The 12,996-nt window shown below is 60.9% G+C and carries 12 protein-coding genes; 9 read left to right on the top strand and 3 right to left on the bottom strand.

Annotated elements, in window-relative coordinates; translation table 11 throughout:
- Positions 1–131 precede the first annotated feature (131 nt).
- The 8 genes from nuoG to nuoN are packed head-to-tail and all read left to right on the top strand — an operon-like array spanning position 132 to position 10,125.
- Positions 132–2,846, top strand: coding sequence for an NADH-quinone oxidoreductase subunit NuoG (nuoG, locus tag N8H74_RS22845; RefSeq protein ID WP_262150486.1), 2,715 nt, complete (start codon positions 132–134; stop codon positions 2,844–2,846).
- Positions 2,843–3,850 (top strand): NADH-quinone oxidoreductase subunit NuoH, encoded by a 1,008-nt coding sequence (gene nuoH / locus N8H74_RS22850; protein ID WP_007951460.1) that lies wholly within the window; start codon positions 2,843–2,845, stop codon positions 3,848–3,850. Before nuoG ends, nuoH begins: the two co-directional genes overlap by 4 nt.
- Before the next feature lie 11 nt (positions 3,851–3,861).
- Positions 3,862–4,410, top strand: a complete 549-nt coding sequence (gene nuoI, locus N8H74_RS22855) for an NADH-quinone oxidoreductase subunit NuoI (protein WP_085712394.1) — start codon at positions 3,862–3,864, stop codon at positions 4,408–4,410.
- 9 nt (positions 4,411–4,419) lie between these two features.
- A complete protein-coding gene (nuoJ, locus tag N8H74_RS22860; protein ID WP_217830473.1) occupies positions 4,420–4,920 on the top strand; it encodes an NADH-quinone oxidoreductase subunit J in 501 nt (166 codons plus the stop codon).
- A gap of 3 nt (positions 4,921–4,923) precedes the next feature.
- Positions 4,924–5,232, top strand: coding sequence for an NADH-quinone oxidoreductase subunit NuoK (gene nuoK, locus N8H74_RS22865; RefSeq protein WP_003180046.1), 309 nt, complete (start codon positions 4,924–4,926; stop codon positions 5,230–5,232).
- On the top strand, positions 5,229–7,082 hold the full coding sequence (gene nuoL / locus N8H74_RS22870; protein WP_262150490.1) for an NADH-quinone oxidoreductase subunit L: 1,854 nt from the start codon (positions 5,229–5,231) through the stop codon (positions 7,080–7,082). The genes nuoK and nuoL overlap by 4 nt, the downstream gene beginning before the upstream one ends.
- Positions 7,083–7,121: 39 nt before the next feature.
- The gene (gene nuoM / locus N8H74_RS22875; RefSeq protein WP_262150492.1) at positions 7,122–8,654 is read left to right on the top strand and encodes an NADH-quinone oxidoreductase subunit M; all 1,533 of its coding nucleotides are present in this window, start codon (positions 7,122–7,124) and stop codon (positions 8,652–8,654) included.
- 7 nt (positions 8,655–8,661) lie between these two features.
- Positions 8,662–10,125 carry an NADH-quinone oxidoreductase subunit NuoN gene (gene nuoN, locus N8H74_RS22880; RefSeq protein WP_217830477.1) on the top strand — a complete coding sequence of 488 codons (1,464 nt, stop codon included), beginning with the start codon at positions 8,662–8,664 and terminating at the stop codon, positions 10,123–10,125.
- A 148-nt stretch (positions 10,126–10,273) separates the two neighbouring features.
- Here the strand turns inward: nuoN and N8H74_RS22885 are convergent, their stop codons facing one another.
- Complete coding sequence (locus N8H74_RS22885) at positions 10,274–10,696, bottom strand: DUF4952 domain-containing protein (RefSeq protein WP_217830478.1); 423 nt, start codon at positions 10,694–10,696, stop codon at positions 10,274–10,276.
- A gap of 181 nt (positions 10,697–10,877) precedes the next feature.
- Between N8H74_RS22885 and N8H74_RS22890 the strand changes: the two genes are divergently transcribed.
- Entirely contained in the window at positions 10,878–12,203 is a 1,326-nt protein-coding gene (locus tag N8H74_RS22890; protein ID WP_262150495.1) for an OprD family porin, read from the top strand.
- A gap of 148 nt (positions 12,204–12,351) precedes the next feature.
- Here N8H74_RS22890 and N8H74_RS22895 read toward each other — a convergent pair whose 3' ends face one another.
- Together N8H74_RS22895 and N8H74_RS22900 are read right to left on the bottom strand one after the other, a co-directional pair.
- Complete coding sequence (locus N8H74_RS22895; RefSeq protein ID WP_262150497.1) at positions 12,352–12,684, bottom strand: DUF2790 domain-containing protein; 333 nt, start codon at positions 12,682–12,684, stop codon at positions 12,352–12,354.
- Between the two features lie 77 nt (positions 12,685–12,761).
- Complete coding sequence (locus tag N8H74_RS22900) at positions 12,762–12,962, bottom strand: co-regulatory protein PtrA N-terminal domain-containing protein (protein ID WP_262150499.1); 201 nt, start codon at positions 12,960–12,962, stop codon at positions 12,762–12,764.
- Positions 12,963–12,996: the final 34 nt, after the last annotated feature.

Consider the following 12,996-nt stretch of genomic DNA (forward strand, 5'->3'; position numbering starts at 1 on the left):
TAAAAAGGCGAAGGGTCCGTGCCCTTCGCCTTTCGTCCGATGACGCCTTTCGGGGCTGTTTGGATTCGGACGGATAACAAGATTCCATTAGCCACGCCCGCTGACACCGGGCCAACGAAGAACTTTGAACCATGGCCACTATCCACGTAGACGGCAAAGCGCTCGAAGTCGACGGGGCAGACAACCTGTTACAGGCATGTCTGTCGCTGGGCCTCGACATCCCTTATTTCTGCTGGCACCCCGCGCTTGGTAGCGTCGGGGCCTGCCGCCAGTGCGCGGTCAAGCAGTACACCGACGAGAACGACACCCGTGGTCGTATCGTCATGTCCTGCATGACCCCGGCCACCGACAACACCTGGATCTCCATCGACGATGAAGAATCCAAGGCATTCCGCGCCAGTGTCGTCGAATGGCTGATGACCAACCACCCGCACGACTGCCCGGTCTGCGAGGAAGGCGGTCACTGCCACCTGCAAGACATGACCGTGATGACCGGCCACAACGAGCGCCGTTATCGCTTCACCAAACGCACCCACCAGAACCAGCAACTGGGTCCGTTCATTTCCCACGAAATGAACCGCTGCATCGCCTGCTACCGCTGCGTGCGTTTCTATAAAGACTACGCGGGCGGCACCGACCTGGGCGTGTACGGCGCCCACGACAACGTGTACTTCGGTCGCGTTGAAGACGGCACCCTGGAAAGCGAGTTCTCCGGCAACCTCACCGAGGTCTGCCCGACCGGTGTGTTCACCGACAAGACTCACTCCGAGCGCTACAACCGCAAGTGGGACATGCAGTTCTCGCCGAGCATCTGCCATGGCTGCTCCAGCGGTTGCAACATCTCCCCGGGCGAGCGTTACGGCGAACTGCGTCGCATCGAAAACCGTTACAACGGTTCGGTGAACCAGTACTTCCTGTGCGACCGTGGCCGTTTCGGCTACGGCTACGTCAACCGCACCGACCGTCCGCGTCAGCCGCTGCTGGCCGACGGCACCAAGCTTGGGCTGGACGACGCGCTGGATAAAGCCGCCGACCTGCTACGCGGTCGCAACATCGTCGGTATCGGTTCGCCACGTGCCAGCCTGGAAAGCAACTACGCGTTGCGTGAACTGGTCGGCGCCGAGCACTTCTACTCCGGTATCGAAGCCTCCGAACTGGAGCGCATCCGTCTGGTGCTGCAAGTGCTCAAAGACAGCCCGCTGCCAGTGCCGAACATGCGCGACATCGAAGACCACGACGCCGTGTTCGTCCTCGGTGAAGACCTGACCCAGACCGCCGCGCGCATGGCGCTGGCCCTGCGTCAGTCGGTCAAGGGCAAGGCCGAAGACATGGCTGAAGCCATGCGCGTTCAGCCTTGGCTCGACGCTGCCGTGAAAAACATCGGCCAGCACGAACTGAACCCGCTGTTCATCGCCAGCCTGGCGGAAACCAAGCTCGACGACGTCGCCGAAGAGTGTGTACACGCCGCTCCCGACGACCTGGCGCGCATCGGTTTCGCCGTTGCCCACGCCCTGGACGCCAGCGCCCCGGCCGTCGAAGGCCTGGATGCCGAAGCGCAGCAACTGGCCAAGCGCATCGCCGATGCCCTGCTCGCGGCCAAGCGTCCGCTGATCATCGCCGGTACTTCGCTGGGTTCCAAAGCGCTGATCGAGGCTGCGGCGAACATCGCCAAGGCCCTGAAGCTGCGCGACAAGAACGGCTCGATCAGCCTGGTCGTGCCGGAAGCCAACAGCCTCGGCCTGGCCATGCTCGGTGGCGAGTCGGTGGATGACGCGCTGCAAGCAGTGATCGACGGTAAAGCAGACGCCATCGTCGTGCTGGAAAACGATCTGTACACCCGCACCGCCAAAGCCAAGGTCGATGCTGCGCTGAACGCCGCGAAAGTGGTGATCGTCGCTGACCATCAGAAGACGGCCACCAGCGACCGCGCGCACCTGGTTCTGCCAGCCGCCAGCTTCGCTGAAGGCGACGGTACGCTGGTCAGCCAGGAAGGCCGCGCCCAGCGTTTCTTCCAGGTTTTCGATCCGCAGTACATGGACGCCGGCATTCTGGTTCACGAGGGCTGGCGCTGGCTGCACGCCCTGCGCGCAACCCTGCTGAACCAGCCGATCGACTGGACCCAGCTCGACCACGTCACCTCTGCCGTTGCCTCGAGCACCGCGCAACTGGCCGGCATCGTCGACGCCGCGCCGTCCGCCGCGTTCCGTATCAAGGGCATGAAACTGGCTCGCGAGCCGCTGCGTTACTCCGGCCGCACCGCGATGCGCGCCAACATCAGCGTTCACGAACCGCGCACCCCGCAAGACAAGGACACCGCGTTCGCCTTCTCCATGGAAGGTTACTCGGGTTCCGCCGAACCGCGCTCGCAAGTGCCGTTCGCCTGGTCGCCGGGCTGGAACTCACCGCAAGCCTGGAACAAGTTCCAGGACGAAGTCGGTGGTCATCTGCGCGCTGGCGATCCGGGCACCCGCCTGATCGAAAGCAGCGGTGATTCGCTGAACTGGTTCGCCGCCGTTCCACGCGCGTTCAACCCGGCCCAGGGCACCTGGCAAGCCGTGCCGTTCCATCACCTGTTCGGCAGCGAAGAGAACTCTTCGAAAGCCGCTCCGGTACAGGAACGCATCCCGGCCGCCTACGTCGCGCTGGCCAAGTCCGAAGCGGATCGCCTGGGTGTCAACGACGGCGCGATGCTGAGCCTGAATGTCGCCGGCCAGACCCTGCGTCTGCCGCTGCGCATCAATGAAGAACTGGGCGCAGGCCTGGTGGCCTTGCCTGCGGGCATCGCCGGCATTCCACCGGCATTCGCCGGCGCATCCGTCGACGGTCTGCAGGAGGCAGCACAATGACCTGGTTCACCCCTGAAGTGATCGATGTGATCCTGACGGTCATCAAAGCCATCGTCATCCTGCTGGCCGTGGTGGTCGCCGGTGCGTTGCTCAGCTTTGTCGAACGTCGCCTGCTGGGCTGGTGGCAGGACCGTTACGGTCCGAACCGCGTCGGCCCGTTCGGCATGTTCCAGATCGCCGCCGACATGCTGAAGATGTTCTTCAAGGAAGACTGGACCCCGCCGTTCGCCGACAAGGTGATCTTCACCCTGGCGCCGGTGGTGGCCATGTCCGCCCTGCTGATCGCCTTCGCGATCATCCCGATCACCCCGACCTGGGGCGTGGCGGATCTGAACATCGGCCTGCTGTTCTTCTTCGCCATGGCCGGTCTGTCGGTCTACGCGGTGCTGTTCGCCGGCTGGTCGAGCAACAACAAGTTCGCCCTTCTGGGCAGCTTGCGTGCCTCGGCGCAGACCGTGTCCTACGAAGTGTTCATGGGCCTGGCCCTGATGGGCATCGTGGTACAGGTCGGCTCGTTCAACATGCGCGACATCGTCGAGTACCAGGCGCAGAACCTGTGGTTCATCATTCCGCAGTTCTTCGGCTTCTGTACCTTCTTCATCGCTGGCGTGGCCGTGACTCACCGTCACCCGTTCGACCAGCCGGAAGCGGAACAGGAACTGGCTGACGGCTACCACATCGAATACGCCGGCATGAAATGGGGCATGTTCTTCGTCGGTGAATACATCGGCATCATCCTGATCTCGGCGCTGCTGGTCACCCTGTTCTTCGGTGGCTGGCACGGTCCGTTCGGCATCCTGCCGCAACTGTCCTTCGTCTGGTTCGCACTGAAGACCGCGTTCTTCATCATGCTGTTCATCCTGCTGCGCGCTTCCATCCCGCGTCCGCGTTATGACCAGGTGATGGACTTCAGCTGGAAGTTCTGCCTGCCACTGACCCTGATCAATTTGCTGGTGACCGCTGCAATCGTGTTGTGGAACACGCCTGCGGTTGCGGTTCAGTGAGGATTTGACCCATGTTCAAATATATTGGCGACATCATTAAGGGTACTGGTACCCAGTTGCGCAGCCTGGTCATGATCTTCGGTCATGGCTTTCGCAAGCGCGACACCCTGCAATACCCGGAAGAGCCGGTCTACCTGCCGCCGCGTTACCGTGGCCGCATCGTCCTGACCCGCGACCCCGATGGCGAAGAACGCTGCGTGGCCTGCAACCTGTGCGCCGTGGCGTGCCCGGTGGGTTGCATCTCGTTGCAGAAAGCTGAAACCGAAGACGGTCGCTGGTATCCGGACTTCTTCCGCATCAACTTCTCGCGCTGCATTTTCTGCGGTCTCTGCGAGGAAGCCTGCCCGACCACCGCGATCCAGCTGACACCGGATTTCGAGATGGCCGAGTTCAAACGTCAGGACCTGGTGTACGAGAAAGAAGATCTTTTGATCTCCGGCCCCGGCAAAAACCCTGATTACAACTTCTATCGTGTTGCAGGTATGGCCGTTGCCGGTAAGCCGAAAGGCGCCGCACAAAACGAAGCCGAGCCGATCAACGTGAAGAGCTTGCTGCCTTAAGGAAGAACGATGGAATTCGCTTTCTATTTCGCATCGGGTATCGCTGTTGTGTCCACGCTGCGTGTGGTCACCAACACCAATCCTGTGCACGCCCTGCTCTACCTGATCATTTCGCTGATCGCCGTGGCCATGACCTTCTTCGCTCTCGGCGCGCCGTTCGCCGGTGTGCTGGAAGTGATCGCCTACGCCGGCGCCATCATGGTGCTGTTCGTGTTCGTGGTGATGATGCTCAACCTTGGCCCGGCCTCGGTTCAGCAGGAACGCACCTGGCTGCGTCCCGGCATCTGGGCCGGCCCGGTGATTCTTGCCGCGCTGCTGCTGGCCGAACTGCTGTATGTGCTGTTCGCTCACCAGAGCGGCCAGGCCATCGGTCACACCACCGTCGATGCAAAAGCCGTGGGCGTCAGCCTGTTCGGCCCGTATCTGCTGGTGGTCGAACTCGCCTCGATGCTGCTGCTTGCCGCAGCCGTCACGGCGTTCCATTTGGGCCGTAACGAGGCGAAGGAGTAAGACATGCCTGCTATCCCTCTCGAGCATGGATTGGCCGTTGCCGGCATCCTGTTCTGCCTTGGTCTGGTCGGCCTGATGGTCCGCCGCAACATTTTGTTCGTGTTGATGAGTCTGGAAGTGATGATGAACGCCTCTGCACTGGCCTTCATCGTCGCGGGCGCCCGCTGGGCGCAACCGGATGGACAGATCATGTTCATCCTGGTGATCAGCCTGGCAGCCGCCGAAGCCAGTATTGGCCTGGCAATCCTGCTGCAACTGTATCGCCGCTTCCACACGCTCGATATCGACGCTGCCAGTGAGATGCGCGGATGAACCTACTCTTTCTGACTTTCGTATTCCCTCTGATCGGGTTCCTGCTGCTGTCGTTCTCGCGCGGCCGCCTCTCGGAAAACCTGTCGGCGCTGATCGGTGTCGGCTCCATCGGCCTGTCTGCCATCGTCGCGGCCTACGTGATCTGGCAGTTCAACGTTGCTCCACCGGAAGGTGGCGTGTACGTCCACGTTTTGTGGAAATGGATGTCGGTGGAAGGCTTCCAGCCTAACTTCGCCCTGTACCTGGATGGTCTGTCCGTGACCATGCTTGGTGTGGTCGTCGGCGTGGGCTTCCTGATCCACCTGTTCGCGTCCTGGTACATGCGCGGTGAAGCCGGTTACTCGCGCTTCTTCTCGTACACCAACCTGTTCATCGCCAGCATGCTGTTCCTGATCCTGGGCGACAACCTGCTGTTCATCTACTTCGGTTGGGAAGGCGTGGGCCTGTGCTCGTACCTGTTGATCGGTTTCTACTACAGCAACCGCAACAACGGTAACGCCGCACTCAAAGCCTTCATCGTCACCCGTATCGGCGACGTGTTCATGGCCATCGGCCTGTTCATCCTGTTCCAGCAACTGGGCACGCTGAACGTCCAGGAACTGCTGGTGAAGGCGCCTGAGCACTTCAAGGTCGGCGATTTCTGGATCGTGCTGGCAACCCTGATGCTGCTGGGTGGCGCGGTCGGTAAATCGGCTCAACTGCCGCTGCAGACCTGGCTCGCGGACGCGATGGCCGGCCCGACTCCGGTTTCGGCACTGATCCACGCCGCGACCATGGTGACCGCCGGTGTTTACCTGATCGCCCGTACCCACGGCCTGTTCGCCCTGGCGCCGGACATCCTGCACCTGGTCGGCATCGTCGGCGGTGTGACCCTGGTGCTGGCCGGTTTCGCAGCCCTGGTACAAACCGACATCAAACGTATCCTCGCCTACTCGACCATGAGCCAGATCGGCTACATGTTCCTGGCTCTGGGCGTTGGTGCCTGGGAAGGCGCGATCTTCCACCTGATGACCCACGCCTTCTTCAAGGCTCTGCTGTTCCTTGCTTCGGGTGCGGTGATCGTTGCCTGCCACCACGAGCAGAACATCTTCAAGATGGGCGGCCTGTGGAAGAAACTGCCGCTGGCCTACGCCAGCTTCATCGTCGGTGGTGCCGCCCTGGCCGCCCTGCCGCTGGTGACCGCAGGCTTCTACTCCAAGGATGAAATCCTCTGGGAAGCGTTCGCCAGCGGTAACCACGGTCTGCTCTATGCCGGTCTGGTCGGTGCATTCATGACTTCGCTGTACACCTTCCGCCTGATCTTCATCGCGTTCCACGGTGAAGCCAAGACCGAAGCCCACGCCGGCCACGGCATCGCTCACTGGCTGCCACTGTCGGTGCTGATCGTGCTGTCGACCTTCGTCGGCGCCATGATCGTTCCACCGCTGCACGGCGTACTGCCGGAAAGCGTTGGTCACGCTGGCGGCGAAGCCAAGCACAGTCTGGAAATCGCTTCGGGCGCCATCGCCCTGGCCGGTATCCTGCTGGCGGCCCTGCTGTTCCTTGGCAAGCGTCGCTTCGTGACCGCGATCGCCCACAGCGGCATCGGCCGTTTCCTTTCGGCCTGGTGGTTCGCCGCCTGGGGCTTCGACTGGATCTACGACAAACTGTTCGTCAAGCCGTACCTTGCGATCAGCCATGTACTGCGCAGAGACCCGCTCGACCAGACCATCGGTCTGATCCCGCGCATGGCCAAGGGTGGTCACACTGCCCTGAGCCGTACCGAAACCGGTCAACTGCGTTGGTACGCCGCCTCGATGGCTGCCGGTGCCGTGTTGGTAATCGGCGCTGTCGTGCTGGTAGCGGTCTGATATGAACCTTGCGAATTTGCGAAAGGAAACGAGCCCGTCATGATTCTGCCTTGGCTAATCCTGATCCCCTTCATCGGCGGCCTGCTGTGCTGGATGGGTGAGCGCTTCGGCGCCACCCTCCCCCGCTGGATTGCGCTGTTGACCATGACCCTGGAACTCGCTCTCGGCCTCTGGCTGTGGGCCCACGGTGACTATTCATTTGCTCCGGCGCCTGGCGCCGATCCGACCTGGGCGCTTGAGTTCAAGCACGTCTGGATCCAGCGTTTCGGCATCAACGTGCACCTGGCCCTCGACGGCCTGTCGTTGCTGATGATCCTGCTGACCGGCCTGCTGGGTATCCTCTCGGTACTCTGCTCGTGGAAAGAGATCCAGCGTCACGTCGGCTTCTTCCACCTGAACCTGATGTGGATCCTGGGCGGTGTCGTCGGCGTGTTCCTCGCCCTCGACCTGTTCATGTTCTTCTTCTTCTGGGAAATGATGCTGGTGCCGATGTACTTCCTCATCGCGCTCTGGGGTCACAGTTCTTCGGACGGCAAGAAAACCCGGATCTACGCAGCGACCAAGTTCTTCATCTTCACTCAGGCTTCCGGCCTGATCATGCTGGTGGCGATCCTCGGTCTGGTGCTGGTCAACTACAACAGCACCGGCGTGATCACCTTCAACTACGCCGACCTGCTGAAGACCAAGATGTCGACGACCACCGAGTACATCCTGATGCTCGGTTTCTTCATCGCCTTCGCGGTCAAGCTGCCGGTGGTGCCATTCCACTCGTGGCTGCCTGACGCTCACGCCCAGGCGCCGACCGCCGGTTCCGTCGACCTCGCCGGTATCCTGCTGAAAACTGCGGCCTACGGTCTGCTGCGTTTCGCCCTGCCGCTGTTCCCGAACGCGTCGGCCGAATTCGCGCCGATCGCCATGACCCTGGGTCTGGTCGGGATCTTCTACGGTGCGTTCCTGGCGTTCGCGCAAACCGACATCAAGCGTCTGATCGCCTTCTCTTCTGTTTCCCACATGGGCTTCGTGTTGATCGGCATCTACTCCGGCAGCCAACTGGCGCTGCAAGGTGCAGTGATCCAGATGCTGGCTCACGGTCTGTCGGCGGCGGCACTGTTTATCCTCAGCGGTCAGTTGTACGAGCGTCTGCACACCCGTGACATGCGTGAGATGGGCGGTCTGTGGTCGCGCATCGCTTACCTGCCGGCCATCAGCCTGTTCTTCGCAGCCGCTTCCCTGGGTCTGCCGGGCACCGGTAACTTCGTCGGCGAGTTCCTGATCCTGATCGGCACCTTCGCCAGCGCGCCATGGATCACCGCTATCGCGACTTCCGGCCTGGTGTTCGGTTCGGTCTACTCGCTGATCATGATCCACCGCGCCTACTTCGGTCCGTCCAAATCGGATTCGATCCTGCACGGCATGGACGGTCGCGAACTGATCATGGTGCTGGGCCTCGCGGGCCTGCTGATTTACCTCGGCGTCTACCCGCAACCGTTCCTCGACACCTCTGCCGCCACGATGCATGGCGTGCAGCAGTGGCTCGGCACCGCCTTCACTCAACTCGCTTCGGCCCGGTAAGAGCGCTATGGAATTCACGATCCAACACTTTATTGCGCTTGCGCCACTGTTGATCACCAGCCTCACCATTATCGTGGTGATGCTGGCAATCGCCTGGCGCCGCAACCACTCGCAGACCTTCCTGATTTCGGTGGCAGGTCTGAACCTGGCCTTGCTGTCGATCCTGCCGGCACTGAAAGTCGCGCCTCTGGCCGTGACTCCGCTGCTGCAGATCGACACCTTCGCCTGCCTGTACATGGCGCTGATCCTGGTCGCCACCCTCGCCTGCGTCACCCTCGCCCACGCCTATCTGGGTGATGGCGGTTCGGGTTACCCGGGCAACCGTGAAGAACTGTACCTGCTGATCCTGATGGCCGCCGCCGGTGGCCTGGTTCTGGTCAGCGCGCAGCACCTGGCCGGTTTGTTCATCGGTCTGGAACTGCTGTCGGTGCCGGTCTACGGTCTGGTGGCCTACGCCTTCTTCAACAAGCGTTCGCTGGAAGCCGGCATCAAGTACATGGTGCTGTCGGCGGCCGGTTCCGCGTTCCTGCTGTTCGGTATGGCCCTGCTGTACGCAGACGCCGGTTCGCTGAGCTTCGTCGGCATCGGCCAGGCCCTGGCGGCCACCGGCCTGCCAAGCTCGCTGGCACAACTGGGCCTGGGCATGATGCTGATCGGTCTGGCGTTCAAACTGTCGCTGGTGCCGTTCCACCTGTGGACGCCGGACGTGTACGAAGGTGCTCCGGCGCCAGTCGCCGCGTTCCTCGCCACCGCTTCGAAAGTCGCCGTGTTTGCCGTGATGGTGCGTCTGTTCCAGATCTCCCCTGCCGCCAGCAGTGGCGTGCTGAGCAACGTGCTGACCATCATCGCCATTGCCTCGATCCTGTTCGGTAACCTGCTGGCCCTGACCCAGAGCAACCTCAAGCGTCTGCTCGGTTACTCGTCCATCGCGCACTTCGGCTACCTGCTGATCGCGCTGGTGGCGAGCAAGGGTCTGGCGGTGGAAGCCATCGGCGTGTACCTGGTCACCTACGTGATCACCAGCCTCGGCGCCTTCGGCGTGATCACTCTGATGTCCTCGCCGTACAACGGCCGTGACGCGGACGCCCTGTACGAGTATCGCGGCCTGTTCTGGCGCCGTCCGTACCTGACCGCCGTACTGACCGTGATGATGCTGTCCCTGGCCGGCATCCCGCTGACCGCCGGCTTCATCGGCAAGTTCTACATCATCGCCACCGGTGTCGAATCGCACCAATGGTGGCTGGTCGGCTCGCTGGTCCTGGGCAGCGCCATCGGCGTGTTCTACTACCTGCGCGTGATGGTCACCCTGTACCTGATCGAACCGAACCTGCGCCGCCACGACGCCCAGCTGCACTGGGAACAGAAGGCCGGCGGCGTGATGCTGCTGGCGATTGCGGTGGTCGCGTTCTTCCTCGGCGTCTACCCACAACCGCTGCTGACCCTGGTCCAGCAGTCGGGCCTGGCAGGCTGATCGCACAGCGACATTCGGCTACAAACAGAAACGGCACCTTCGGGTGCCGTTTTTGTTTTTATGGGAATAGTCGTCCGCAATACTTTGAGAAAAACGCGCAGACAGCGAGTCGACGCCAAAACAGACAAACGTCCATGCCTCCGCTCTATCAAGGCTCCTCGGTATAAACCAACACATTGATGTAGAAAGACCCGATGGCTGGCCACGATTCGCGTTCATGTACAAGGGTTTCCTCGGAAGCCATAGCCAACTCGTATCCGACGCCCGTTTTCCGGTCTCGATAAAAGAAGGATGAAGACTCCCAGATACAGCAGTAGCGCTTGAGTGGAGGCAGGCCAAAACGCTGGTTCAGGTAGTGCTCGGCATTGGCAGCGTCGGGACCGGGCACGTGGTAGAGGGCGACCAAAGGTTTTCCCTGCCGCTCGGTATCTTGAGAGCACTGCACAAACTTCACGAACTCAGGTTTGGCACCGATCTTCGCGAGGAAATCCTCGCAGACGAACTCTGCCCTTGCTCCCATCGAGAGTAGCGAAAGGCTCAGCAAAAGCAGCCCATGAATTAACCGTTTCATTGTTTCCCCTTCACCGGTTCCACTCCATCCATATGACGAAATTGTAATTCCCCCATCACCTTGGCGTTATCCGCCGCCTGCAACGATGTCATCCGGCGACCATGCCGGCGGGCCTCTGCCTGTCGAACAATAAAACCACGCCGAAGCACGTTCCCGTTCTGCCGAACCCAAGGAGTGATTGATGGTTAACAACAAAAAAATGTCGATGGCCGCTTTAGCAGTGGTTGTCGGCTCCGGGCCGTCCATGGTGTTTGCAGAAGAAAAACCCGAAGGGTTTATCGAAGGCAGCAGCCTGACGGTGCTCAACCGCAACTTCTATTTCAATCGTGATCACCGCAACGGCCAGTCCAGCCCTACCGGCAATGGTTATTCCGAAGCCTGGGCTCACGGGGTGATCGGCAAGTTCGAATCCGGATTTACCCAGGGCACCGTCGGCGTCGGGGTCGATGCGTTTGCGATGATCGGCTTGAAACTCGACACCGGTGACGGTCGCAACGGCGGTCGCAGTTCGTTCGATGTGCTGCCGGTCAACGGCGACGGCCAGGCGCGGGACGAATACACCAAAGTCGGTGGCGCCGCCAAAGTGCGGGCGTTCGATACGGTGATCAAGGTCGGCGACGTGTTCCCGGCCAATCCGGTAGTGGCGGCCGGCGATTCCCGATTACTGCCGGAAAGCTTTCGCGGTGTGACGGCGAGCAACACCAGCATCGACGGTCTGTCGCTCCAGGGCGGTCGGCTGCACGCGATGAGCCAACCGGTGTCCAGCGACATGCGCGAAAACTTCGCGACCTTCTACGCCGGCCCGGTCAACTCGCCTTGGATCGCTTATGGCGGTGGCGACTATGCGTTGAACAAGAATCTCAGTTTCAGCCTGTACTCCAGTCGCTTGAAGGATGCCTGGAACCAGTACTACGCCGGCACCGCGTGGACCTATCCGCTGGCCGATGACCTGTCACTGTTCGGCGGCCTGAATTACTACAAGGCGGTCGACGAAGGCAAACAATTGCTCGGCGAGTTCGACAACAACATCTGGAGCGGCCGGGTTGGCGTGAAGTTCGGCGCACACTCGGTCGCCCTCTCCCACCAGCGCAACAACGGCAATGACGACTTCGATTACCTGCGCCAGTCCGACTCGATCTTCCTCGACAACTCGATCCAGTACAGCGATTTCAACTCACCCAAGGAACGTTCGTGGATGGTGCGTTATGACCTCGACATGAGCAGCTATGGCGTGCCCGGTCTGTCGTTCATGACCCGTTATGCCCGAGGCACCGATGCCGACTATTCCAACGCCAACGCTGTGTACATGCGCCGCGATGCCGCCGGCAATCCGCTGACCGACCAGAAGCGCTGGGAGCGGGATATCGAAGTCAAATACGTGGTGCAGAGCGGTTCGCTGAAAGACCTGTCCCTGCGCCTGCGCCAGGCCACCACCCGGGCCACGGCGTTCGAGTCGGATCTGGATGAGGTTCGGGTGATTGTCGAGTATCCGCTGGCCATTCTCTGATGAGACGGTTGATGCAAATTCACCTTTAGAAGCTCCTTGCTCCTTTGGTAAGAGGTGAATCCTTTGGCGTCCTTCGGGGCGCCTTTTTTATGCATGAAAAAAGCCCGACTCACTGAACGTGAACCGGGCGCGTCAGCCAGGACTCCCCTTATCCACCCTGCTGGCGACAGTTCCCCATCACGCTGTACGTGACGGTATTGAGCTGCCCTTGCGAGTCTTCATAAGTCATTGCAGCCGGCACGACAGCGCATTCATTTTTCGGCCGGACAACGCTCACCACTTTCACCACATCCAGTTTCATTCCGTAGGTGTATTCCTTGACCACCGGCACCGCTTTGCCCTGGTTGGCGGCGTACTGCGCCATGGCTTTGGCGTTGGCGCTGAACGCCCGGTCAAACGTCTTGTCGCCGCCGCCCTCGGCCAACGCATTCAAAGACATTGCCATGACACCGGTAAAGACCATCAACTTTAGAAGTTTCATACCCATTCCCTTCAAACACGACTCAAAAAAAAGCCCACCATCGATGCGCGATGACGGGCTCATTCGTGGCAACACACTTACAAGTCTTGGGTCTTGTCGTCCTTCTTGTCGTTCACGACGACGGGATCACTGGCCTTTTCCCTGGCGGCAAACACCTCCATCGAGCGGTCGTTGGCGGCCATCATTCTGTCGAAAGTGCGGTCACCACCGCCTTCGGCCAACACCAGGGAAGACATCACCAGCGCCACGGCAAACGCACCCATCTGTGCAAATTTCATCTTTGATTCCTCGTTTAAGTAACTGACGGGATCA

Origin of the sequence: Pseudomonas sp. B2M1-30, from assembly GCF_025447575.1 — a bacterium.
In the GTDB taxonomy this organism is placed as follows: Bacteria; Pseudomonadota; Gammaproteobacteria; order Pseudomonadales; family Pseudomonadaceae; genus Aquipseudomonas; species Aquipseudomonas botevensis.